This window comes from Halalkalibacter hemicellulosilyticusJCM 9152 (assembly GCF_000513115.1).
GTDB classification, from domain to species: domain Bacteria; phylum Bacillota; class Bacilli; order Bacillales; family Bacillaceae_D; genus Halalkalibacter; species Halalkalibacter hemicellulosilyticus.
On record NZ_BAUU01000016.1, the window covers coordinates 39,254 to 64,558 of the forward strand.

At 39.6% G+C, this 25,305-nt stretch carries 21 protein-coding genes and 1 pseudogene; 16 read left to right on the forward strand and 6 right to left on the reverse strand.

What is annotated here, in order from left to right:
* The first annotated feature begins 63 nt into the window (after nucleotides 1-63).
* From JCM9152_RS11400 to JCM9152_RS11415, 4 genes and pseudogenes are all read left to right on the forward strand, one after another.
* Complete coding sequence (locus JCM9152_RS11400) at nucleotides 64-984, forward strand: aldo/keto reductase (protein ID WP_035344294.1); 921 nt, start codon at nucleotides 64-66, stop codon at nucleotides 982-984.
* Nucleotides 985-1,015: 31 nt separating this feature from the next.
* Nucleotides 1,016-2,011, forward strand: a complete 996-nt coding sequence (gene mgrA, locus JCM9152_RS11405; protein WP_035344296.1) for an L-glyceraldehyde 3-phosphate reductase — start codon at nucleotides 1,016-1,018, stop codon at nucleotides 2,009-2,011.
* A 303-nt stretch (nucleotides 2,012-2,314) separates the two neighbouring features.
* A pseudogene (locus tag JCM9152_RS11410) lies at nucleotides 2,315-4,038 on the forward strand (ABC transporter ATP-binding protein).
* Complete coding sequence (locus JCM9152_RS11415) at nucleotides 4,031-5,851, forward strand: ABC transporter ATP-binding protein (RefSeq protein ID WP_035344298.1); 1,821 nt, start codon at nucleotides 4,031-4,033, stop codon at nucleotides 5,849-5,851. Before JCM9152_RS11410 ends, JCM9152_RS11415 begins: the two are co-directional and overlap by 8 nt.
* A gap of 301 nt (nucleotides 5,852-6,152) precedes the next feature.
* Here JCM9152_RS11415 and JCM9152_RS24085 read toward each other — a convergent pair whose 3' ends face one another.
* Both JCM9152_RS24085 and JCM9152_RS11420 read right to left on the reverse strand, forming a co-directional pair.
* Entirely contained in the window at nucleotides 6,153-6,299 is a 147-nt protein-coding gene (locus JCM9152_RS24085; protein ID WP_158318434.1) for an LPxTATN C-terminal sorting signal domain, read from the reverse strand.
* Nucleotides 6,300-6,602: 303 nt separating this feature from the next.
* On the reverse strand, nucleotides 6,603-6,899 hold the full coding sequence (locus tag JCM9152_RS11420; RefSeq protein WP_035344300.1) for a putative quinol monooxygenase: 297 nt from the start codon (nucleotides 6,897-6,899) through the stop codon (nucleotides 6,603-6,605).
* 138 nt (nucleotides 6,900-7,037) lie between these two features.
* Here JCM9152_RS11420 and JCM9152_RS11425 point away from each other — a divergent pair, with 138 nt between their 5' ends.
* From JCM9152_RS11425 to JCM9152_RS11480, 11 genes are all read left to right on the forward strand, one after another.
* Entirely contained in the window at nucleotides 7,038-8,351 is a 1,314-nt protein-coding gene (locus JCM9152_RS11425; protein ID WP_035344302.1) for a polysaccharide biosynthesis protein, read from the forward strand.
* A gap of 228 nt (nucleotides 8,352-8,579) precedes the next feature.
* Nucleotides 8,580-9,992: a PTS system trehalose-specific EIIBC component gene (gene treP / locus JCM9152_RS11430; protein WP_035344304.1), complete on the forward strand. Its 1,413-nt coding sequence runs from the start codon at nucleotides 8,580-8,582 to the stop codon at nucleotides 9,990-9,992.
* Nucleotides 9,993-10,085: 93 nt separating this feature from the next.
* On the forward strand, nucleotides 10,086-11,750 hold the full coding sequence (gene treC, locus JCM9152_RS11435) for an alpha,alpha-phosphotrehalase (RefSeq protein WP_052015882.1): 1,665 nt from the start codon (nucleotides 10,086-10,088) through the stop codon (nucleotides 11,748-11,750).
* A 20-nt stretch (nucleotides 11,751-11,770) separates the two neighbouring features.
* Nucleotides 11,771-12,496, forward strand: coding sequence for a trehalose operon repressor (gene treR, locus JCM9152_RS11440; protein ID WP_081728011.1), 726 nt, complete (start codon nucleotides 11,771-11,773; stop codon nucleotides 12,494-12,496).
* 68 nt (nucleotides 12,497-12,564) lie between these two features.
* Nucleotides 12,565-13,044 carry a glutathione peroxidase gene (locus JCM9152_RS11445; protein ID WP_035344308.1) on the forward strand — a complete coding sequence of 160 codons (480 nt, stop codon included), beginning with the start codon at nucleotides 12,565-12,567 and terminating at the stop codon, nucleotides 13,042-13,044.
* A gap of 142 nt (nucleotides 13,045-13,186) precedes the next feature.
* Complete coding sequence (locus JCM9152_RS11450) at nucleotides 13,187-15,076, forward strand: ABC-F family ATP-binding cassette domain-containing protein (protein ID WP_035344310.1); 1,890 nt, start codon at nucleotides 13,187-13,189, stop codon at nucleotides 15,074-15,076.
* Nucleotides 15,077-15,205: 129 nt separating this feature from the next.
* Complete coding sequence (locus JCM9152_RS11455; RefSeq protein WP_035344312.1) at nucleotides 15,206-15,961, forward strand: DeoR/GlpR family DNA-binding transcription regulator; 756 nt, start codon at nucleotides 15,206-15,208, stop codon at nucleotides 15,959-15,961.
* On the forward strand, nucleotides 15,958-16,878 hold the full coding sequence (gene pfkB / locus JCM9152_RS11460; protein WP_035344314.1) for a 1-phosphofructokinase: 921 nt from the start codon (nucleotides 15,958-15,960) through the stop codon (nucleotides 16,876-16,878). The genes JCM9152_RS11455 and pfkB overlap by 4 nt, the downstream gene beginning before the upstream one ends.
* A 1-nt stretch (nucleotide 16,879) precedes the next feature.
* Nucleotides 16,880-18,742 (forward strand): PTS fructose transporter subunit IIABC, encoded by a 1,863-nt coding sequence (locus tag JCM9152_RS11465; RefSeq protein ID WP_035344316.1) that lies wholly within the window; start codon nucleotides 16,880-16,882, stop codon nucleotides 18,740-18,742.
* A gap of 324 nt (nucleotides 18,743-19,066) precedes the next feature.
* On the forward strand, nucleotides 19,067-19,570 hold the full coding sequence (locus tag JCM9152_RS11475) for a hypothetical protein (RefSeq protein ID WP_035344320.1): 504 nt from the start codon (nucleotides 19,067-19,069) through the stop codon (nucleotides 19,568-19,570).
* A gap of 131 nt (nucleotides 19,571-19,701) precedes the next feature.
* Nucleotides 19,702-20,490 (forward strand): carbon-nitrogen family hydrolase, encoded by a 789-nt coding sequence (locus JCM9152_RS11480; protein ID WP_035344322.1) that lies wholly within the window; start codon nucleotides 19,702-19,704, stop codon nucleotides 20,488-20,490.
* 70 nt (nucleotides 20,491-20,560) lie between these two features.
* Here JCM9152_RS11480 and ptsG read toward each other — a convergent pair whose 3' ends face one another.
* Both ptsG and glcT read right to left on the reverse strand, forming a co-directional pair.
* Nucleotides 20,561-22,597 carry a glucose-specific PTS transporter subunit IIBC gene (ptsG, locus tag JCM9152_RS11485; protein ID WP_035344324.1) on the reverse strand — a complete coding sequence of 679 codons (2,037 nt, stop codon included), beginning with the start codon at nucleotides 22,595-22,597 and terminating at the stop codon, nucleotides 20,561-20,563.
* 181 nt (nucleotides 22,598-22,778) lie between these two features.
* On the reverse strand, nucleotides 22,779-23,609 hold the full coding sequence (gene glcT / locus JCM9152_RS11490) for a glucose PTS transporter transcription antiterminator GlcT (protein WP_035344326.1): 831 nt from the start codon (nucleotides 23,607-23,609) through the stop codon (nucleotides 22,779-22,781).
* Nucleotides 23,610-24,011: 402 nt separating this feature from the next.
* On the opposite strand from glcT, the gene JCM9152_RS11495 reads away from it, so the two are divergent.
* Nucleotides 24,012-24,329 carry a hypothetical protein gene (locus JCM9152_RS11495; RefSeq protein ID WP_035344328.1) on the forward strand — a complete coding sequence of 106 codons (318 nt, stop codon included), beginning with the start codon at nucleotides 24,012-24,014 and terminating at the stop codon, nucleotides 24,327-24,329.
* A 458-nt stretch (nucleotides 24,330-24,787) separates the two neighbouring features.
* Here JCM9152_RS11495 and JCM9152_RS11500 read toward each other — a convergent pair whose 3' ends face one another.
* Both JCM9152_RS11500 and JCM9152_RS23700 read right to left on the reverse strand, forming a co-directional pair.
* Complete coding sequence (locus JCM9152_RS11500) at nucleotides 24,788-25,039, reverse strand: hypothetical protein (protein ID WP_035344330.1); 252 nt, start codon at nucleotides 25,037-25,039, stop codon at nucleotides 24,788-24,790.
* Nucleotides 25,040-25,128: 89 nt separating this feature from the next.
* Nucleotides 25,129-25,263 (reverse strand): hypothetical protein, encoded by a 135-nt coding sequence (locus JCM9152_RS23700; RefSeq protein ID WP_268870723.1) that lies wholly within the window; start codon nucleotides 25,261-25,263, stop codon nucleotides 25,129-25,131.
* Nucleotides 25,264-25,305 lie beyond the last annotated feature (42 nt).

Sequence of the window (25,305 nt, forward strand, 5' to 3'; positions counted from 1 at the left end):
GTTTTCCACGCTTTTTATCGAAATAAGTATAGTAGTCTATTTTTTTCGAAAGGGGTAAGGTCCATGAAATATCGTACGCTAGGAAAAACTGGATTAGACGTGTCCGTAGTTGGAGTTGGAACGTGGCAATTTGGAGGCGAATGGGGCAAGGAATTTACCCAAGATGAAGTGAATGCTATTTTGCAGCGAGCGAAAGAGGTTGGCATTAACATTATTGATACAGCTGAATGTTATGGTGACCACCTTTCAGAGTCTTTTATCGGCAACTATTTAAAGCAGGACGAGCGGGAAGATTGGATTGTTGCGACGAAATTTGGACATAAGTTTCATGGAGCGTTTGACCGTACGAATCATTGGAGTGCTGAAGAAGTGATACAGCAATTAGATGAGTCTTTGAAAGCGCTTAAAACGGATTATATTGATCTGTATCAATTTCATTCAGGTAGTGATGAAGCATTTCGGAATGATGGACTATGGACAGCACTAGATAAACAAATTCAAGCAGGAAAGGTTAGACATTTGGGTATTTCCATAGGTGCTAATGATAACATTTATCAAACCGATATGGCATCTGAATTCAATGCTAGCGTGATTCAAGTTGTTTATAATCGTTTAGAGAGGGAGCCTGAGGAGAAGGTGTTTTCTTCATGTGAGCGGCAACAATTAGGTGTATTGGCACGAGTACCATTAGCGAGCGGCTTTTTGAGTGGGAAATATAAGCCAGGTGCGTCCTTTGTTGACAGTGATGTCCGTTCTCATCATGATCAATTGCAGTTGCAGCAGAAGCTCGAGCTAGTTGAAGAGATTCAACGAAATGAAGTGCCAAAAGGTGTTAATATGGCACAATGGGCGCTTGCCTGGTGCTTGAAACATGAAGCTGTGACAAGTGTGATTCCTGGTTGCAAAAATGTAGAACAAGTTGAAAGTAACGCGTTAGCGGCTGCATTAGATATGGTTAGTGAAAAGCACCCTCAATCTGTTTAATCGTGGCACATAAATAAGTAGGAGAGATAATATGACATATGTTGCAAGTGATAATCGATATGATTCGATGGTATATAACCGGACAGGGCATTCTGGATTGTTTTTACCAGCGATTTCGTTAGGTTTATGGCATAATTTTGGTGGTGTTGATACGTTTGAGAATGGCCGAGCAATGCTACGTCGGGCATTTGATTTAGGGATTACTCATTTTGATCTGGCTAACAACTACGGTCCTCCTCCTGGATCAGCGGAAGAAATGTTTGGGAAGATATTACAAACCGATTTCAAGCCTTATCGTGATGAACTAATTATTTCGACGAAAGCAGGGTACCACATGTGGGACGGGCCTTACGGCGAATGGGGTTCGAAAAAGTATTTAATTGCTAGTCTTGATCAAAGCTTAAAACGAATGGGTCTTGATTATGTGGATATTTATTATTCACATCGACCAGATCCCGATACTCCACTTGAAGAGACGATGGCTGCTCTTGATCAAGTAGTTCGTCAAGGAAAAGCGCTCTATGTTGGGATTTCAAGCTATAGCGCGGAGCAGACAAAAGAAGCAACTCGTATTCTAAATAATTTAGGAACTCCATTGCTCATTCATCAGCCGAGTTATTCAATGCTAAATCGTTGGATTGAAGAGGATGGCTTACAGGATGTATTAGAAGAGGAGAAGGTTGGCTCCATTGCCTTCTGCCCATTACAGCAAGGTCTGTTGACGAATAAATATATGAAAGGTATCCCACCACAATCTAGAGCAGCTAAGGAGACGGGAGCTCTTGGTGAGGATCAAGTTACGGAGCAAGTGATACGGAAGATTCAAGGCTTACATGAAGTCGCTGCTAGACGAGGTCAAACACTTGCTCAAATGGCGTTAGCATGGGTGCTACGTAATGGTAAGGTGACCTCTGCTTTAATCGGAGCAAGCAAGGTGAGCCAGATCGAAGACAATGTTCAAGCAGTGCGTAACCTTAAGTTTTCACAGGATGAGCTTGATGAAATTGACCGAATTTTACAAGACTAATGAAATGAATATGGTCATAAGCTGTCCACGAGGGTACCGCCTGATTGGACAGCTTTTTAAAGAATAAGAAAGAATAAAACCCGAGGGAGAAATGGGGGAAAAGCATAGAGGGTGTTGGCCAACTCAAAAGTGAAAGACGGTTTCATACGTTACGCATTTTTCTGAAAGAACCCCACTTTCATAAAAACTTGAACCCGTTGTAACGGCTCTGCACAACGCAATTAAGAAAAGACGCTATCGCGTTTTTCTTATAACATGGATACGAAAGAATGCGAATGAACAGACAGAACTTGGAGGAGCATCATGCTGAAGTTATTTCCATTTTTAAAGCCTTACCGAATTCCGATATGGATTGCCCTTACTTTAATGTTTGTGGAATTGGTTGTTGAGCTCATTCATCCATTATTATTAGCTAGAATCATTGATGACGGGATTGTAGGAAATGATATGGCTTTTGTGATGAGATGGGGAGGTATGATGATTGCGATGTCTTTACTTGCCTTCATCTCCGGAATTATTAATTCCTTTTATGCAGGTCATGTAAGTCAAAGTACCGGTTATGATATAAGAGGAGACATGTATGAGAAGATTCAACGCTTTTCCTATGAAACGCTACAGCGATTTCAAACATCGTCGTTAATAACGAGAATGACAAACGATGTCACGCTCATTCAAAATACGATATTTATGTGCTTGCGTATTATGTTTCGAGCGCCACTAATTGTTTTTGGCGGAGTGATCATGGCTTTGTTTGTCAACGTTAGACTTGGCCTTATTCTAGTTGTAACGATCCCGATTATTATTTTGTTTTTAACATGGATGATGAAGAAGGATCTGGATTATTTAAAGATGTTCAAGCGCGTTTAGATGGTCTTAACCACGTCTTCCGCGAAAATTTACAAGCGATTCGAATGATTAAAGTATTTGTTACTCGTAAAGTCGAACAGAGCCGCTTCTCACAGCGTAATGAGGAATTAAAAGAAAAAACGATTAACGTGATGCGATTAATGGAAGTAGCGATGCCTTTATTACTGCTATTAATGAATACGGCGATTGTCGCTATTATTTGGTTCGGTGATATGGCAGTCGTTGGTCAAAATGCACAGGTTGGTGAGGTTGTCGCCATTCTTAATTATACGATGCGTATAACAGGAGCACTCTCAATGTTTTCGATGTTTGTGATTATCTTTTCACGGACCAAAGCTTCTGCTGAGCGGATTTCGCAAGTGTTGGAAGAGGAAACTGAAAAAGATGTTGAGCGACCACAGTCTGCTAAGGTTGAAAAAGGAGCAATTACGTTTCAGCATGTTTCCTTTCATTATCCTAATATGAAGGAGGATGTGCTAACTGATATCTCATTGTCGATTGAAGCAGGTCAAACGGTTGCTTTTATGGGGGAAACAGGTTCAGGGAAGTCATCTCTCTTTCAATTAATCCCGCGATTGTTCGAGTCGCAAAAAGGAACGATTTATATTGATGGAAACAAAATCAATCAGTTTCATAGTGAGGAACTTCGTCAAGCCATTGGTTATGTTCCACAAGAAGTCTTTTTATTTTCAGGAACGATTAAGGATAATCTCTTATGGGGAAAACGAAATGTGTCAGTCGAGGAAATGACTCAAGCGGTGGAAGAAGCTCAAATTGCTCATACCATTCAGTCACTTCCATTAAAATATGACACGTTGATTGGTCAAAAAGGTGTGAATTTATCTGGTGGTCAAAAACAGCGAATTTCGATTGCACGCGCATTAGTTCGGAAACCGAAAATTCTGTTATTGGATGATAGTACAAGTGCGTTAGATGTTCGAACAGAAGCCAAGCTGTTAAACGCGATTCGCTCGCACTCCTGTACAACACTTTTAATTACACAGAAGATCACTTCAGCGATGGATGCTGATCTGATTGTCTTAATGGAAGATGGGCAAATCGTTGCGAAAGGGTCACATGAAGAGCTCCTCCAACAATCGACTATGTATCAAGAGCTAGTCCAATCACAAGAACAAAAAGGGGTGCTTATTCATGAGTAATCCATTTAGTAGACCCTTTCAATATGAGCGTATATCAATCAAACGTAGTAAAAATGACAAAAGTACGAAAAAAATCGATAATTGGTTCATAACAACAAAACGGATATGGAGCTATTTAGGTGAACATAAACGGATGTTGATGCTTGTTATTCTAATGATTATTTTAAGCTCAGGTTTAAGTTTATTAGGACCTTTTTTAATTGGAGTAACGATTGATGACTATTTAATGGCTGCAAACGCTTCTGGGCTTATATGGTTGCTAGCCTTTTTGCTCATCGTTTATGTGTCTCATGCGTTGACGATGTGGCTGCAACACTTTTGGATGGTTCGAATTGCACAACAAACGGTTTATACGATTAGAACGGAGCTTTTTAATCATATTCAACGGCTACCTATCCCTTTTTTTGATAAACGACAGCATGGAGAACTTATGAGTCGTATGACAAATGATATTGAAAATATAAGTAATACATTGAATAGCTCGGTCATTCAAATTTTTTCAAGTGTGCTAACGTTTTTCGGTATTTTAGCTGTTATGCTTTGGTTGAGTCCACTTATGACGCTTATTACAGTTACTGTTGTACCTTTAATGGTATTCGGAATGAAGTGGATTACGAAACGAACCTCGGTATTTTTCAAAGAGCAGCAAAAAAGCTTAGGCGCTGCAAATGGTTTTATCGAGGAAACGATATCAGGACAACGAATCGTTAAAGCATTCTCTCAAGAAGATCATGTCATTCAGCAATTTAAAGAAAAAAACGGAGAGGTACGGATGACTAGTTTCTGGGCACAAACCTATTCTGGGCTTATTCCAAAGCTGATGAATGTATTGAATAATTTAAGCTTTGCCGTTATTGCTTTTATTGGTGGGATGTTGGCGTTACAGGAACATAGTGCTGTTACGGTCGGTATTATTGTTATCTTTGCAGAGTATTCTCGACAATTTACAAGGCCATTAAATGATTTAGCTAATCAATTCAATACGTTATTGTCAGCTGTTGCTGGTGCTGAGCGTGTGTTTGAAGTGCTTGATGAGCCTGAGGAAGCAGATCAAAAACATGCGAAGCCGATTAAAGAAATAAGAGGGGATGTTGTCTTCAAGGATGTTCATTTCTCCTATGAAGAAGAAAGTAAAACAATAGCGAATGTTAGCTTTCGTGTCAAAGCAGGGGAAATGGTTGCTCTTGTAGGTCCTACAGGGGCTGGAAAAACAACGATTATCAATCTGTTATCACGCTTTTATGAGCCAGACTCTGGAGCTATTCTTATTGATGGTATTCCTTTATCAGAGTTAAAAAGAGAGAGTCTAAGACAGCATATGGGTTTTGTTCTGCAAGATTCGTTTCTGTTCCAAGCGACGATTCGTGAGAACATTCGTTATGGTCGTCTGAATGCAACCGATGAAGAGATAGAAGAAGCGGCGAAGAAGGCTAATGCGTATTCTTTTATTATGAAACTACCTGAGGGGTTTGATACGATGCTTGATCAAGAAGGGAGTGGAATAAGTCAAGGACAGAAACAGCTCTTATCAATTGCCAGAGCGATCCTTGTTAATCCATCCGTTCTCATCTTAGATGAAGCGACGAGTAACATTGATACAATGACCGAGATCAAAATCCAAGATGCGTTAAAGAGGCTGATGCAAGGGAGAACAAGCTTTGTTATCGCACATCGATTAAATACGATTCAGCAGGCAGATCGTATTTTAGTTCTTCAGGAAGGTGAAATTGTTGAACAAGGTTCACACGAGGAATTAATGACAAACGGTGGTTTATATTATGAAATGAATGAAAAAGGGACGAATGAAGGCTAAGACGAGTTAAGTGGGAAACCCGCTTTGAGAGAGTCCACTGAAAAAGTGCGATTTTCACTTTTTCAGTGGACTCCTTTGAGATGTATTTCTCATCGCGGGTTAGTTTTATAGACTCAGAAAAGAAGAACCGCTACCGCGTTTTTTTTAAAAAGATAAAAAAGGCATTCCTGTGTCAAAGGAAAGGCGTTGGCTTCACTCATTACACGTTATTTTGAAATAACCCCACATTCAGAATAAATGAAAATTGTTGTAACGGCTCCGCGCAACGCAATTAAGAAAAGACGCTATCGCGTTTTTCTTATTATCCAAGCGCCTGTGTTTTTTTCTTACTTACACGAGTAGTTAAACCGATTGCAATGATGAGTAAGCCGATTAACAAATGATTATAGGTGTTGATCGCAGTGTTTGGAAGCGGGAATCCTGACTGCGAGCTTATGATCGTCTCGATTTATTTTGTTTTTCGTTAAGGAGATCATCCTTGTCATCCGTTAATGTCCGGTCATTTGTCGGAGGTTCGCCACCAGGAGGATCTTTTTTTTCATCGTCCTTTTCTTCGTTTGATGGATCATCCTTTTCTTCCTCGATGTCGTCAATCGAATGAACTTAATGAGGGTGCCCGATTTTCGATATTTTCATATACTTTTTTTTTAGGATTATGTGAAGAGCTGTAGGAGAAGGGCGTCTATGAAGGAGACGAAATAAAAAAATCATGGAATGTAGTTGGGATACCACTCCATGATAAATGAAAGACCTAGTCATGTTCTGCTTGAACAGCGAATTGTTTGATTTGTGGAGGAGCAGCCATATAATCCTTAGATTGTTCACCAAATTCAACGAAATGTTTTGTTTGAAAGTGGAACTCGATCGCCTCCTTAGATTTCCATTCTTCTACCATAATAAATTGATTGTCTGCTGAGCTTTGCTCGTACAGTTCATATCGAATGTTTCCCTCTTCTGCTTGTGAATATTTAATTAAAGGTTGCACATCTCGTAAAAAATGTTCACGTTGCTCACGTTTGACAGATAAAAATGCATGAATAATATACATTGGAAGCCCTCCTACTAGTTGTTTTCTCTCTTACTTTCGCAAATGTCTGGAAATGTGTCAAACTTTTTCACTTAAGTATCGATATTTTTATGACTTGTCTCATATAGTGTACGGACAGATGAAAGAGGGAGAGAAACGATGAAGACATTTTTTAAGAGTGCGCTATTGTTAATCGTAGTTGCCCTCATAGTAGAGTGTATAGAATTTATTATAAATGTTGTCTTAGCACGTGAGTTAGGAGAAGAGGGCCTTGGTTTGTATATGGCTATTTTTCCAACAGTGATGTTCATTGTTGTGCTATCTAGCTTAGAATTACCAATATCGATTTCAAAGTTTGTTGCTGAAAAGGAAGAGTTATTTCACCGTAGCATGCTCAAGCATGCATTACGCTTTGCAACCGTTTGTGCTGCTATTTGTATGCTTGTAGCTGTTATCATTCTTCCTTTATTACCGGTATTTGATCAATATCATCCGGTTGTTCCATGGTTATTCATTAGCTTAATACCGATTGTGACGTTCTCCTCTGTAGCAAGGGGATACTTTATGGGAGCACAGCAAATGGGCAGAATTGCGCTTGCCAATTTTATTAGACGGGCAGCTCAGCTTGCTTTGCTCGTTCTTTTCTTTTTATGGTCCTCCTATCATATTGAATTTGCTCTAGTCATTGCTTTTGTTACTCTTATTGCGAGTGAGGCGCTTGTCTTTCTCTACTTGTTTATTGCCTTTTTGCGACAGATGTACAAATTAAAGAAAAAGCCGCGTGCTGAAGTCGGTTGGAAGAAGGTTCAACATTCGTTATTATCGGTATCTGTTCCGACAACAGGGCTACGCATTTTTCATTCAGCAACGTTTGCAATTAAGCCCTTCTTTATTAAGAGTGCGCTCGTTCGTTCGGGTATGGTTGAATCCGTGGCGATGGTACAATACGGAAAGCTTGCTGGGGTGGCCTTTTCGATTGGCTTTTTTCCAGCCTTTATTGCGCATTCACTGTTAATTGTCTTGATTCCGACTGTTTCGGAAGCTTTTCATAAGGCGGATTTAGCAAAGTTAAGATCGTTACTACAAAAAGTTATGCTGATTACAGCGATTTATGGATTAGTAGCTGTTTGTGTTTTTTACTTTTATGCAGAAATGCTAACGAGCTTATTCTTTGATGATTCGCCTGCCGTCCGCTATTTACAACTACTATTGCCTTACTTCCTGTTTCATTATTTTGTTATTCCAATGCAAGCGTACTTAATTGGACTCGGACTCGTGAAAGAGGCATTTCTACATGCTTTATATACAACGATTGTTTCCTTTATTTTGATGTATGTTCTTGGATCGATGGCAGCCTTTCAAATGGATGGTATTATTATTGGGATGAACGTATCAGCCGTCTTATTGACAATGATGCATTATATAACGATTTGTGAAAGGATAAGAGTATCGTGGTGGTTAAGGAATAAATAGAAGAACACTGAAAAAAAGGGTATTGAGAAAGTTTGTTGTTAACTTTCTCAATACCCTTTTTAATGAAAGCTTAACATTCATAATTACGGGGTATAGAACAAATAATAAATAGAACTTATTTTCTTGACAATGTTGTATATACAAGATATGATCATCTGTAAGCGTGATCACTTGTATATACAACATGTTAGTGGAAGACCATGATAATTTGTGAAAGGAGTTGTAAAGATGAGTCAATATAGAGATGCGGCCAAAGAGATACTTGATGCAATTGGTGGAAAAGAGAACATTGCATCGGCCACTCATTGTGTCACACGATTAAGGTTTGCATTGGAGGACGAAGATAAGGTAGATAAGGATAAACTGGAGGAAATTGATGTTGTAAGAGGTTCATTCTCGACAAATGGTCAATTTCAGGTCGTGATTGGACAAGGAACTGTTGACAAAGTGTATGCGGAGCTAATGGAGCTTTCAGGAAAAAAAGCGGCGACAAAGGATGAAGTGAAGACAGCTGCAGAGAAAAATTTAAACCCATTACAACGAGCGATTAAAGTACTTGCTGATATTTTTATTCCGATATTACCTGCGATTGTTACAGCTGGTTTATTAATGGGGATTAATAATATTCTGACTGCTGAAGGCATTTTCAGTGAACAGTCAGTTGTAGAAATGTTTCCGCAGTGGGCGGATCTAGCTGATATGATTCATCTTATCGCGAATACGGCCTTTGTCTTTTTGCCAGGTCTCATCGGCTGGTCGGCGATGAGGCGTTTTGGTGGCAGTGAATTATTAGGGATTGTCCTTGGATTGATGCTCGTTCATCCAGATCTTCTTAATGCTTGGGGATATGGTGATGCATTGCAGGATGGAGATATTCCTTATTGGAATATTTTCGGTTTAGATATTGCTAAGATGGGATACCAAGGTCAAGTGTTACCGATTTTAGTTGCGGCATATGTATTAGCGAAAATTGAGATTGCATTAAGAAAGCGTATTCCAGATGGGTTTCAGTTACTTATTGTTGCACCTGTTGCCTTATTAGTGACTGGATTTATCGCCTTTATCGCGATTGGACCTGTAACCTTTTGGATTGGTAATATCATTACAGATGTCTTTGTTTGGATTTTTAGTAATGTTGCGGCTATTGGTGGTTTGTTATATGGAGCTATTTATGCACCACTCGTTATTACTGGAATGCACCACACATTCTTAGCGGTTGACTTGCAACTGATTGGGAGTACAGGGAGCACATTCTTATGGCCTATTTTAGCACTGTCCAATATAGCTCAAGGATCGGCAGCACTTGCCATGTATTATGTATTAAAGGATGAGAAGGTAAAAGGATTATCGATGACATCTTCCATATCAGCTTATTTAGGAATTACTGAGCCAGCGATGTTTGGAGTGAATTTGCGCTATCGCTTCCCATTCATATGTGCCATTATCGGTTCAGCGATAGGTGCTGTATGGATTACGATTAATTCTGTTACAGCGAATTCGATCGGCGTAGGGGGCTTACCCGGGATCTTCTCGATTACAGCAGGTTATTGGCTCGTATTCTTAGTTGGAATGGTCATTGCAATCGTTGTACCGTTTGTCTTAACTTTCTTATATGGGAAGACACGAATGAAAGATCAATAACCGTCTCAAGGAAAAAGAGGCGAATGAGCTAATGAGGAGAGTAAAGCTTCTTGTTAGGCTTTTTTCAAAGAATCAGATTCAAAGAAAGGGGCTATCACAGTGAAGGAATGGTGGAGAAAAGCAGTCGTTTATCAAATCTATCCAAAAAGCTTTAATGATACGACAGGAAATGGAATAGGAGACATTCAAGGAATTATTGAAAAACTAGATTATTTATATGAATTAGGAGTGGACGTGATTTGGCTTACTCCTATTTACGCATCTCCGCAAAAAGATAACGGATATGATATTTCCGACTACTTTGCGATACATGAAGAGTATGGAACGATGGAGGATTTTGAAAGGCTAATGTCAGAGGTTCATAAACGTGGAATGAAGCTCATTATGGATCTTGTCGTTAATCACACATCAACGGAGCATACATGGTTCAAAGAAGCGATTGCATCTCCTAGTAGTCGTTATCGCGATTTTTACATTTGGAAAGATCCGGTCGATGGTGCTGAACCGACGAATTGGCAATCAAAATTCGGTGGGAACGCCTGGGAATATGACGAGAAATCTGGACAATATTATTTACATCTCTTTGATGTCACCCAAGCTGATTTAAACTGGGAAAATGAAGAGCTACGTCAAGCTGTTTATGATATGATGCATTTCTGGTTTGAGAAAGGCATTGATGGATTTCGTTTAGATGTAATCAATTTAATTTCTAAGGATCAGTCCTTTACGAATGATGACAAAGGTGATGGACGTCGCTTTTATACAGATGGCCCTCGTGTTCATGAGTTTTTACAAGAAATGAATAGAAATGTTCTCGCAAAATACGATAGTATGACGGTCGGAGAAATGTCCTCTACATCCATTGAGCATTGTATCAACTATTCAAATCCAGAGCGCCGTGAATTAAGTATGACGTTTAATTTTCATCATTTAAAGGTCGATTATCCTAATGGTGAAAAGTGGGCGTTAGCTGACTTTGATTTTCAAGCGTTGAAAAAGATTCTGTCAACATGGCAAGTCGACATGCATAAAGGAGGTGGCTGGAACGCATTGTTTTGGTGTAATCACGATCAGCCACGTGTTGTATCAAGATATGGAAACGATCAACACTATCATAAAAAATCAGCCAAAATGCTCGCAGCCACGATTCATATGATGCAAGGAACACCGTATATATACCAAGGCGAAGAGTTTGGTATGACGAATCCTTATTTTGAGACGATTGATCAATACCGGGATGTTGAGACATTAAATTATTATCGACAAATGAAGAAAGAAGGGAAATCAGAAGAGGATGTCATGGCGATTATTCAAGAAAAATCACGTGATAACTCTAGAACCCCTGTACAATGGAACGATCAGCCTCATGGAGGTTTTACAAAAGGGACACCGTGGATTGATGTTGCAGAGAATTATAAAGAAATTAATGCGGAAAATGCCATGAAAGAGGAAGAATCGATTTTCTCTTTTTATCAACAGCTCATTCGTTTGCGTCATGAATTAGATATTGTCACGGAAGGTGTCTATCGTGAGCTTGTAAACGATCATCCGCAATTATTTGTATATGAGCGCGTAATGGGAGAAGAGAAATTACTTGTCATGAATAATTTTTATAGTCAAGAAGTGTCATTTGAAATTCCTGAAGTATGGCATCACGATCTAGATGCCGAGCTCCTACTTACAAATGGTATAGAGCGTAAGCTTGAAAAAAAGTTAACACTTTCTCCATATGATTCCCTCATTTTCCATAAGAAGTGATACACTAGAATGGGTGATGAATGGTGAAAAATAAATTTCAAATGATATATGAACAAATTGCAAAGGAAATACAAAATGGAACGATTAAGGCGGGGGAGTTTCTCCCGTCTGAGCATGAATTAAGACAGCAATATCACACATCACGTGAGACAGTTCGTAAGGCTTTGAAGCTCTTATCGGAACAAGGTTATATACAAAAAATGCAAGGCAAGGGATCGATCGTATTAGATATGTCTAAGTTTAATTTTCCGATTTCAGGACTTGTTAGCTATAAAGAAGTTTCGGAAAAGCTTGGACATCGTTCGAAGACGACGGTCATCTCATTACGAGAAATAGAGCTAGATTCATCGTTAAAAGCTGAATTTTATCTAGATGAGAGTGCTAATGGAACCGTGTGGGAACTCGTTCGCGTTCGTGATATAGACGAGGAAGCGATTATTTTAGATAAGGATTATTTGCTAACGTCGATGGTCCCAGATTTGACTGAGGAAATTAGTGAAAATTCTTTATATGAATATATTGAGTCAGAATTAGGCTTAGCAATTAGTTTTGCGAAAAAGGAAATTACTGTTGAGATACCAACGAAGGAAGATCGGACGTTACTCGACTTAGAAGACTATTCGCTCGTTGTAGTTGTGAAAAGTCATGTTTATTTAGAAGATACGACACAATTTCAATTGACGGAATCACGGCATCGGCCTGATAAATTTCGCTTTGTTGACTTTGCACGTAGAAGGCAAAGGTAAGCAGACTATTCGTTTTTTGCATCACCTTCTTTAATAATAAATGTTAAAAGAATGGAGAGGGTACTTGTATGAGTATTCATCAATTTACTGTGAAGAAAGCAAACGGAGAAGAGCAATCTCTAGAGGAGTATAAGGGAAGGGCTTTACTTATTGTAAACACAGCGACGAAGTGTGGGCTAGCTCCACAGTTTGAAGGTCTTGAAGAGCTATATCAGCGCTACCATGAGCAAGGCTTTGATGTGTTAGGATTTCCAACGAATCAATTCATGAATCAGGAGCCTGTAGCTGATGCGGATATGACTGAAACGTGTAAATTGAATTTCGGTGTGACTTTTCCACTGTTTGCTAAAATACGAGTAAATGGATCAGAAGCTCATCCGCTGTACTCATATTTGAAGCAAGAGAAAAAAGGAGTTCTTAGCTCAGATATTAAATGGAATTTCACAAAGTTCCTTGTTGATCAAGAAGGTTATGTTGTTGAACGCTATGGACCACAAGTGAAGCCAGAAAAAATAGAAGATGATATTAAGAACGTATTAAAGGTATAATAGAGTCACTATGAATGAAGGGTTGTCTTAAAAGGTCAATAGACCGATTGAGACAACCCTTTGATAGGTTAGGTCAAGGACACCGAAAATGTTTAGCTTGAACATTTCTGTGTGTTGGAGTTAGGCCATAGGAGATGATGATATGAGTATTTTGCAGGTAGACCGTTTAACGAAGTCATATGGAGAGAAGGTTCTGTTTCAAAATATTTCATTTACAATTGAAGAGCAGCAACGCATTGGGCTGATTGGAGTGAATGGAACAGGAAAATCTTCGCTTATGAAAATAATCGCCGGAGTGGAAGGCGCAGATACAGGGGAACTTCATCATGCGAATGATTTTCAAATTGAATATTTGTCACAGCACTCTGATTTAGATGATGGACTTACGGTGCTAGAAGAGATTTATGCTGGTGATTCGAACATCATGGTCACGATGCGTGCTTATGAGGAAAGTTTATCGAGGTTTGAGAGAGAACCAGCAAACGAAGCGTACCAAAAAACGTATATGAAGTGGCAACAGAAGATGGATGAGCTGGAAGCATGGGAAGCAAACACTATGGCTAAAACGATTTTGACGAAATTAGGTGTACGTGATTTTCACTTAACGATTGGTCAACTATCAGGTGGTCAGAAGAAGCGTGTGGCGATTGCGAAGGCGCTCATTCAACCAGCCGATTTATTATTGCTTGATGAGCCGACGAATCATCTTGATCATGCTTCGATTGAATGGTTAGAGGGTTATTTAGCGAATTATAAAGGGGCAATTGTATTAATTACCCACGATCGTTACTTTTTGAATCGTGTGACGAATTATATGTTTGAGCTAGATCAAGGGGCTTTATTTGTTTATGAAGGTAATTATGAGCGCTTTCTTGAGAAGAAAGCCGAGCGGCAAATGCAAGCAGAACATAAGGAGCAGAAGCGCCAAAATTTATTAAGACGAGAGCTTGCATGGTTAAAGCGCGGTGCAAAGGCGAGAACAACGAAGCAAAAAGCACGTATTCAGCGCATAGATCAAATAAAAGAAGATGGGCATGAGTCGATTCAACGGGAGTTCGATTTTGCGATTGGTTCGAGAAGATTAGGGAAGCAAGTTATTGAATTGAAAGCTGTCTCTAAACAATTCGCCAATCAGCAGATTGTAGATTCATTGAATGAGCTTATTATTCCCGGCGAACGAATAGGGATTGTCGGAGCTAATGGAACAGGAAAGACGACACTATTAAACATATTAGCTGGTAGGAGCAAACCTGATTCGGGAGAGGTATTGATCGGGGAGACGGTTCATATCGGCTATTACACTCAAGAGGATAAAGAGATCAACGGAGATCTTAGAGTCATTGACTATATAAAAGAAATTGCAGAGGTCGTATATACAGCAGATGGCACACAAATTTCAGCTGAGCAAATGCTTGAGAGGTTTTTATTCCCGCGCTCAAGTCAATATACGTACATTAGGCGCTTATCAGGTGGAGAGAGACGTCGCCTTTATTTACTAAGGGTGTTAATGGAGGAGCCGAATGTACTGTTTCTAGATGAGCCGACAAATGACCTTGATACCGAGACACTTTCGGTTTTAGAGGATTATTTAGAGCAATTTCCAGGTGTCGTTATAACCGTATCCCACGATCGCTACTTTCTAGATCGAATCGTTGATCGGTTGCTCGTGTTTGAAGGGAATGGAAAAGTGTCACGCTTCCAAGGTCATTACTCCGATTATTTAGAAGTTCAGAAGGAAGTGGAGGAGCAAAGGAAGCGAGTCAGTTATCCAGAGCCCAAAAAGAAAGAAAAGCCGAAAGCGAGAAAGAAGCTATCATATAGGGAACAGCTAGAATGGGATCAAATCGAGGAACGAATTACGATGCTAGAGCAACAGGTTGAGGAGATTGAGAAAGCCATTGAAAATGCAGGCAGTGATTTCGGGCAAATTCAGCCGTTATTAAATGAAAAAGAACAGGTAGAAATGGAATTAGAAGCGGCAATCGAGCGATGGACGGAGTTATCATTGCTAATCGAAGAGCTACAACAATAAAAGCTTGTATGATAAAGTAGTAGTGACTGTTTATGAATGGTTATTACTACTTTTTGAATGTTTTTTAAAAATAATGATTGATTTTGAATGTTTTTGACTATATACTAATACATATAAGAGGTGATGATCATGTTAGTGATCGAGCGTCAGAAGAAAATTATTGCGATGTTACAAGAAGAGGAAACAGTGAAAATCCAAGAAATTATGGATGTGACAGGAGCTTCGGAATCTACAGTCCGCCGTGATTTGATGGAGCTTGAACGAGCAGGAAAATTAAAGCGATTACATGGAGGCGCGACATTACCTCAGAATAAGCTAGTTGAGCCAACGATGGAGGAGAAAACAGCCAAAAACAGTCATGAAAAAAGACAAATTGCAAAATGGGCGGCATCATTTGTAGAAGAGGGCGATTGTATCTATTTAGATGCAGGTACAAGCACGCTAGAAATGGTACCTTTCTTAAAGGATAAAGACGTTGTTGTTGTGACAAATGGCTTGATGAATATAGCAGCACTGCTTGAGGTTGGCATTAAGACACATGTCATCGGTGGTTATGTGAAATCTGGGACGAGTGCATTCATCGGCAGAAGTGCGATAAAGAGCTTAGAAATGTTCCAATTTGATAAAGCATTTATCGGTGTGAATGGTATTAGCTTAAAAGGTGAGTGTACGACACCAGATCCTGAGGAAGCGTTTATTAAGGAATACGCCATAGCGCGAGCGCAGCAAGGAATTATTTTAGCGGATCATTCAAAGTTCGGTGAAGTCTCCTTCTCGACATTCGCTCATATTCAAAATGTAATAGTTGTAACGAGCGAGCAAATCGATGACACTTACTATCATGAATTAAAAGGTCAAACAACGTTAGAGGTGGTGACATTATGATTAGGACCGTTACTTTAAATCCAGCGATTGACCACTTTGTTCGATTAGATCAATTTGAGCTTGGTCACGTTAATCGTGCAAAAGCTGATCGTAAAGTGGCTGGAGGAAAAGGCATTAATATTTCAAAAGCATTAAAAAGCTTAGGTCATACTAGTGTGGCGCACGGATTGATTGGTGGTTTTACAGGTCGTTTCGTGCAAGAGCAGCTTGAGCGTGATGGGATTGTCACAGAATTCACATCGATCAACGCAGATACAAGAATCAATATGAAAATCCAAAGTACGATGGAAACAGAAATTAATGGCGTTTCTCCCCAAATAACGGAGGACGAATTGAGTGATTTAGAAAAAAAACTTGACCTATTACAAGATGGAGATTCACTCGTGTTAGCTGGTAGTGTTCCTGAAACGATGCCTTCATCAATATATGAGCGGTTGTTAACGAGAATAGAGGGCAAAGATGTTCAAGTCTTTGTAGATACGAGTGGAGCAGCGTTACAATCAGTGATTGAAAAAGAGCCAACCTTTATTAAACCAAATCACCATGAATTAGCCGAATTATTTACAACAACGATTTCAACAAAAGAAGAGGCAATCCCTTATGTTCGAGAGCTTTTAAGTAAAGGCATTCAGTTTGTACTTGTGTCATTTGCTGGGGATGGGGCGATTTTAGGGACGGATGATGCGATTTATATGGCGAACGTTCCAAGTGGTGAGGTCGTTAATTCCGTTGGTGCAGGTGACTCCGTTGTGGCAGGATTTTTGTCGGCTTTACGTGAGGAACAGCCAATTGAAAAGGTCTTTGCCTTTGCTGTTGCTTCAGGAAGTGCGACAGCATTCTCGCAAGGCTTTTGCCAAAGAGAGGCTGTTGAGACATTAGCAAGAGAAGTGTTTATTACAAAATGGGGGGATGAGTAAAATGAGAATTTCAGAGCTGTTAAAAAAAGATACGATTGTGTTAAATATGAAAGCAACTGATAAGTCTTCAGCGATTGATGAGCTCGTTAGAAAGCTTGACTCTGCTGGACGGTTAAATGATCCTTCACAGTATAAGAAAGCGATTTGGGAAAGAGAAGAACAAAGTACGACGGGAATTGGTGATGGTATCGCGATTCCTCATGCGAAAAGTGCCGGTGTCCAAACACCAGCCATTGCGTTTGGGCGTTCGTCGGATGGATTAAACTATGAATCGTTAGACGGACAACCGACTCACTTGTTCTTTATGATTGCAGCATCGGAAAATGCGACTCAATCACATTTAGACACACTCTCACGTTTGTCTACCTATTTAATGGATGAAGCGTTTCGCAACAAGCTTCTTGTAGCAAGCTCAGAGGACGACATTGTAAAGGCGATTGATGAAAAGGAAGAGGAGCAGCAAAAACCAGAAGGAGATTCACCTTCAGGCTCTGGCTTCCAGCTATTAGCAGTAACAGGCTGTCCGACGGGCATTGCTCATACGTATATGGCTGCTGATGCTTTAAAGGCAGAAGCAAAAAAGCAAGGAGTGACGATTAAGGTAGAAACGAATGGATCAGGCGGAGTGAAAAATCGTCTGACAGCTGAAGAGATCGCAGCGGCTGACGCAATTATAATTGCCGCTGATACGAAAGTAGATATGGCTCGTTTCAGTGGTAAACCAGTTATTCAAACAGGAGTGACAGATGGTATACGTAAGCCTAACGAGTTAATCATGAAAGCGTTATCAGAATCAGTGCCGGTGTATGAAAGTGCAGAACGAGGCAGTCGAGCAAATGAAGGATCTGGTGAGCGTCGAGGCTTCTATAAGCACTTAATGAATGGTGTATCAAATATGCTGCCATTTGTTGTCGGAGGCGGTATTCTAATTGCGATTTCGTTTATATTTGGAATTGAGGCGAGTGATCCGAGTCACCCAAGCTACAATGCCTTTGCTGATATGCTAATGACGATTGGTGGTGGCAATGCATTCGGTCTTATGATTCCTGTTCTTGCGGCCTTTATTGCGATGAGTATTGCTGATCGCCCGGGTTTTGCGGCAGGTATGGTTGGTGGGTTAATTGCTTCAACAGGTGAAGCTGGCTTCTTAGGTGGTTTAATTGCCGGTTTCTTAGCAGGATATGTTGCTTTATTTATTAGACGTTTGCTAGAAGGATTACCGCAATTTTTAGAAGGAATTAAAACCGTCTTACTATATCCAGTCCTCAATATCTTTTTGACTGGGATGGCAATGCTATTGCTAGTTAGTCCATTAGCAGCCTTTAATAGTGGCTTAGAATCGTGGCTATCAGGAATGGGTACGTCGAATATGATCATTCTCGGTATTATTTTAGGTGGAATGATGGCAATTGATATGGGGGGTCCTGTTAATAAAGCGGCCTTTACCTTTGGAATTGCGATGATTGATGCTGGGAACTTCGGTCCTCATGCAGCTGTTATGGCTGGTGGAATGGTTCCACCACTTGGAATTGCTTTAGCAACGACTTTCTTTAAAAATAAATTTACGAAGCAAGAGCGTGAGGGTGGTAAGACAAATTACGTATTAGGATTATCGTTTATTACAGAAGGAGCGATTCCGTTTGCCGCTGCCGATCCGGGAAGAGTGATTCCTTCGATTATCGTCGGTTCAGCTGTAGCTGGTGGATTAACAGCCCTATTCGGAATTGGTTTACCGGCGCCGCACGGTGGAGCATTTGTCATTCCACTCGTTTATGGAAGTGCGCTTGCTTACTTGTTTGCGATTTTAGTCGGAGCAATCGTTACAGCTCTCATGCTAGGAGTATGGAAGAAGAAAACGGTTTAAGAGTAATAGGAAGCACCCAACGCTGTATGATACGGCTTGGGTGCTTTTTTCTGTTTAGATCGTTTTGTGATGATAAACATCAATGAAAGAAGAGTTTATTTCCAGTTGGGAATGACGCAGGAAAGGGAGGAGCTGAGAGGGAAAGGTACGTCAGATCAAAATTCCTCATTATTTTATGCTATAGTTAAAGATGATGAAAACCAATTCAAAAATACAAATAGGAAAAAACTTACCGGAGTTCTCTTATAAACGGTCTAAAACATATTGTCTTTACGCGATTGAATTGTATAAGAAGAATATCGTCCTTTTTTAGGAGGGAAAGTCGTGAAAATAATGTCAGAATTAATGCGGTTTAACGTATTACTTTTTGTTGGTGGCACAGCTATAAGCATTATGACATTCATTGCTTATTCACTTATTGGTATTGATGCTGAAAAATACTTGTGGACTTCGTTTATATTTACTCTTATTTTCATATATGTATTATATAAGAGAAAAGGATGGGGGAAGGGATATGTGGTTAGGAAAGCGGCTTGGGTTTCGATCAGTGTAATCATTCTATTCATACTGGTTATTCCAGATAGGTCTCCGACGCATCTGCATACAGTTAAATACATGTATTCATACGGATTTCCGTTTCCATTTTTAACTTTATATGGTGATAATAATGGTTCAAGTTTCTTTATTTCAAACTTATTTTCTGGGGTTTCGAGCTGGGTTATGAACACTCAAATTTTTGCTAACTTCATCGTATTTTATTTTGTTTTTTATTTATTATTAAACATTCGAGAGAGGAAAGCACGGAATCTGGACTTGAAAACAGGTTAACAATGTGTTCACTGAAGAAGTAAAAACCAAACTTTTTCAGTGCCCTCGTTAATTGATTCTTTCAGTCTTTAAAAAAATCGTATTATGATAAAATAAACATACACATATTAGTATAAGGTAGGCGAACGGAGATGAAGGTTGCGATTTATCAGATGGATATTATTGCGGGGGAGATTGAACAAAACCGTCAAAAAGTAGCGAACTGGGCAGAAGAGGTTTGTACAGGAGAGTCAATGGATTTGCTTGTTTTACCAGAAATGTGGACAACTGCTTATACACTTCCACAGCTTCAGCAGTTAATTGGTGAAAACAACGATGAAATGGAATCCTTTTTAGTTGGATTAGCACAAAAATATGAAGTGAATGTTATAGCAGGGTCAATCGTTGTAAAAGAAAAAGGTCACTTTTACAATCGAGTTCTCGTCTATAGCCGTCAAGGGGAGCTAGCATACCATTATGATAAGATTCATTTAGTACCGATGCTAAAGGAAGACGATTATTTAACTGGTGGTCAAAACAAGGCAGAAGTATTTGAATTAGATGGGCGTAAAATAGGTGTGATCATTTGTTATGATTTGCGGTTTCCGGAGCTTGCAAGGTCTTTGGCCTTGGAGGGGGCGGAAATGCTTGTTGTTGTTGCGGAATGGCCGTTAGCAAGAGAGCTGCATTGGAATACGCTCCTGAGGGCAAGAGCGATTGAGAATCAATTGTATGTTGTTAGTTCAAACCGTGTCGGTGCATATGATGGAGTGGAGTTTGCTGGTCAATCTCAAGTGATTAACCCGTGGGGAGAAGTTGTCGCTAAAGGTTCGATTGAAAAGGAAGAGACGTTGTTCACTTCATTAGATTTGGAAGAAGTCCAGCGCATTCGTCAAGATGTTCCAGTATTTAAGAGTCGAGTTCCTTCCTTATATAAATAGTTGCAATGGTTGCGCTCATTGCTTAAAGGGCACCAAAAAAGTTTTTAACTTTTTTGGTGCCCTTATTTACCTAGTTAATAGTAATGATTTCACTGTCATTGCGACTAACGCTGTTTTCTGAGATTATGTTAACGGATTGTCCCTCAGCTAAGTTCGTGAAAACAATCGGTGTGATCGTAGAAGTCGCATGCGTTCCAATATAATCAAGGTCAAATTTTAGAAGTTCCTGCCCTTGTGTAATCGTGTCACCTTCTGAAACAAGCGCTTCAAAGCCTTCACCCTTCAAGTTCACCGTATCAAGACCAACGTGAATTAAGATTTCTTGACCTGAATCAGCTAAAATACCAATCGCATGCTTCGTTGGGAAGAAATTAATAATTTTACCATTTACAGGTGAAACGACTAAGCCTTCTGATGGTTCAATGGCAAAGCCGTCTCCCATCATTTTACCTGAGAATACTTGATCAGGAACTTCAGTGATTGGTAAAACAGTCCCAGTGATTGGTGCGTGGAACGACAGCTCACCATTTATAGTAGATGATGTTTTTTCTGTCTTTTCTTCAACTGGTTGTTCCTCTACGGGAGCTGGTGTACGTCCACTTATTATATCTTGCATTTGTGATTTAATTTGATCAGAACGAGGACCAAAGATCGCTTGAATGTTATTGCCCATTTGCATAACACCAGATGCGCCGAGCTTCTTTAATGTGTCTTTCTCCACTTTATTGACATCATCAACACTAACGCGTAGACGTGTAATACAAGCATCTAAGTTCGTTAAATTCTCTTTTCCGCCAAGTGCTTTCAGTACATTGTATGGTAATTCTGATGTAGAGCCTGATGGTTTTTCTTCATTTTCTTCGTCTTCTTCACGTCCTGGTGTCATTAAGTTAAATTTCTTAATGGCAAAGCGGAAGCCGAAGTAATAAATCACAGCAAATACTAAACCAATTGGAATAACAAGCCACCAGTCTGTACGACCTGGTAAGACACCATAAAGTAAGAAGTCTATAACCCCACCTGAGAAGGTCATACCAATTTTTACGTCAAGCATGTGCATAATCATAAATGATAAACCTGCAAATATCGTATGAATCGCAAATAGTAACGGAGCAACGAATAAGAAACTGAATTCAAGTGGCTCTGTAATCCCTGTTAAGAAAGACGTTAAGGCAGCAGAAATCATAATTCCAGCTACTACTTTTTTCTTTTCAGGACGTGCACAATGATAAATTGCTAGTGCTGCTGCTGGAAGTCCGAACATCATGAATGGGAATTTCCCCGTCATAAATGTACCAGCTGTTAACTCGGCACCATCGCGAATTTGATTGAAGAAAATTTGTTGGTCACCACGAATGAGCTGACCAGCTGCATTTGTATATTGACCAAATTCAAACCAGAATGGTGAATAGAAAATGTGATGTAATCCGAATGGAATTAATGCACGTTCAATCACACCAAAGATAAAAGCAGCTAGCGTACGATTGGAATCGACCATTAAGTAAGAGATCGCGTTCATTCCTGTTTGCACAGAAGGCCAAACAAAATGTAGAAGAATCCCAACGAAAAGGGCGAAAAAAGCAGTTGCAATTGGAACAAAGCGCTTTCCGGCAAAGAACCCAAGGTACGGTGGAAGCTCAATGTTAAAAAATTTGTTATACATATAGGAGCCTAGTAGACCGGCGATTACCCCACCAAATACCCCTGTTCCTAAAGTAGGAATACCGAGAATTAAACTATACTGTGGGTTTTCAGCATTAATCATGTCTGCATTAATACCACCCATAACCCCCATCGTTACGTTAATAATCAAGTAACCGATAATGGCAGCAAGTCCGGCAACACCGTCTCCATTTGATAAACCGATCGCTACCCCAACAGCGAATAAAAGCGGAAGATTATCAAAAACGATGGAACCAGCACTTTGCATGATGCTTGCTAGCATGACAACCCAAGTTGCTTCAAGTGCTGGGAGCGCAGAGGTAATATCAGGGTTTTGCAGAGCATCACCAAATGCAAGCAAAATACCTGCTGCTGGTAAAAGCGCTACTGGCAGCATAAGTGCCTTACCTACACGTTGCAATACACCAAAAGACTTCTTAAACATTTACATTTCCTCCTCATTAATTAGTTTGATAAAGACGATACAACAAAAAAAGACATGAGTGAAAAGAAGTATCACAAATGATATAGGATAACATTATTGTCTCCTAATCAATGTGAATTACTCTCTTTTCTCTCATGCCTGCATGACCAGTCACACGGTAAAAAGAATAATAAAAATGACATTATTTTTTAGCTAGACGCTGAAGATGTAATGTTAAGTAAACGGCTTCAGCATCAGGAACATTACGGTGCAATGTTTGTTGCATAATCTTCATCAATTTCCAAGAAAGATTGTAGCATATTGGATATTCTTCTTGCAACACTCTTTTTAAAGTTTCTTGATTATCGATGTAATTTTCCTTTTCGATTCGTTCAATGACATGATGGAGATGTCGTACTAATCGTAAATAATTTATGTCTTGGCGATCAATCGAAATCGATAAGACATTTTCGATAATTTGGACTAATTCACCAATTAATCGTGTATGCTTATTGACTTCGGATAGAGAACGGTTCGACAAGGCGCTATGAATATGCAATGTAACAAAGCCAATTTCGCCAGGTGGAATGTGAATGCCAAGTGACTCATTCAAGTATTCGATTAATTCACTGGCAACAGCATACTCCTTCGGATAAGCGAGTTCCGTTTCTGTAAGGAAGGGATTCGAAATATCGAGACCTTGCTTAACACGCTTCACTGCATAGAATAAGTGATCAGTTAAGGCGATATGAATATGCTCATGGAGCTTGATGGAGAAGCGTTTTTCGATTAAATGAATCATATCATCCATTAAACCAATAAACCCTTCATCGACATAATCAAGTAGCTGCTTATATTGCTCCTGCTCTTTTGCTTCTTTTAAAATAAAAAATTTCTCTGCTTCTTCCTCAGATACCGTCTCACCACTTTTTTTACCAAAGCCAATCCCTTTACCGATAAGAACGACTTCACCATATTTAGAATCTGTGGCTACGAGGACATTGTTATTTAATGATTTTTTGACGGAGAGCATGACTAACCTCCCATCTTATTAGGATTTTCTTTATAAGTCTATCGTATTCGTACAATTGACACTCATACTATCATAGCGAGATTGAATGAAAGCGTCAATCATTGCATGTTGTCTATTTTTGGAAGTGTGAATAAAAAAGATGGATTTGACTAGCAAGAACTGCACTCGTTACGCGCTTGACACTAGAAGAGTACTCGTATCAGCTAATCAAAACAGGTAACGGCTTTTCCCATTGCTAGAAGGGATCGAAAAAAACCGAAAATTCCCAACGTTTTCGAATGATGGACATATTGGTAACATTATATGAATCTGTGCCAATCGTCATCCTTTTGTCATGATGACGATCGTGGTATGATAGACATATAGAGAATAACTTTTTTTAAATGGGAGGGTATCATAAACATGGAGCAAGAACAATTACATTCTTATTTTGAACAACGCCTTCAAGCGGCGAAACGACAGTTTGAGAGAACGGTTGATTGTAAGCACACTGAGTTTGATGATCTCTACCCATATATGACAGAACAGCCTCAATTCTTCTGGTATAAGCGCTATGTGGCATGGCAGGAGCTATTGACGCTTGTTGGTATGGCGAAGGATCTCAAGATCGAATGGCAGCCTTTATTTATTGACAAGCAAATTGCCTTTGTTGAGGCTAGAGTTTTGGATGCGAAGGTGTTAGATGAATGGTTTGAAGAGCAAGAGGCAGAAGCGAAATAGACAAAGAACAACACGTAGAGCTTGGTAGCTTTACGTGTTGTTTTCGCTTAAAGGGATATAGTTAGGATTAGCAGGTAGAGCAGGATTTTGCTTATTGAAAGAACCCGATTTTCAGTTGTACCCAAACCTCATTGTAAGGGCTCTCGATGGGATTCCTCATTCCTCTATTTCTCCCCTCATTCCTTGTTTCATGTCGTTATGGTTCCTTCATTCCTCTATTTAAGTTAAATGAATTCAAAAGGAGCCATGAAAGAGAAAATAGCGGAAGGAGGACTACATTTTCTTCTCAGGAAGAGTTCCTCCTCTTATTAAGAGGAATGAGGATTACAGTTGTTGGTTGGTCGTATGCAAGTAGGTTCGTAAAAGCTGTCGTCCACACTTGATACACGAATTTATGAGCAAAACGTTATTAACGGATTCACACAACGGCCAATTAGAAAAGACGTTGTTACGATTTGTTATGACACACTAATATGAGAATCGGTGTGATCGTAAATGCCGTTGATTTTTTCTCCGGTATCTTCTTCAATTTCTTTATTCGTAGGGAGAGTGTCATAGCTTTCGACAATGGTGAACGTTTTCAAGCAGACTAAGTGATAAGGGAAGCGCTCACCTTTATCTTCAATGATCGCATAAAGGTGATTGCCTTTCGTGCTAATTAAATCTCCAGCCTCTTGAACGGTACGCTTACGATTAATACTTATATTCATGCTCATCACCTCTTTTTAGAACCATTATTGGACAAAAGAGGCGATGATATACGTTAAAGCTTTCAAAGAAATAAGTCTAGGAAAGGATACTATCGTGTTTTATTATTCGCTTTGTTTGATCCGTTATCAATCATTTCGCTTGCGACTTCCTCGTTTAGTAGTGATTCTTTCGGTGTTTTGTTATTCGTTATGGCTTTGTCCTTTTGCGGGTTGCGCTTTTTCATGAGTATATGCTCCTTTCTTTGTCAATTCGTTATTTCATTGTT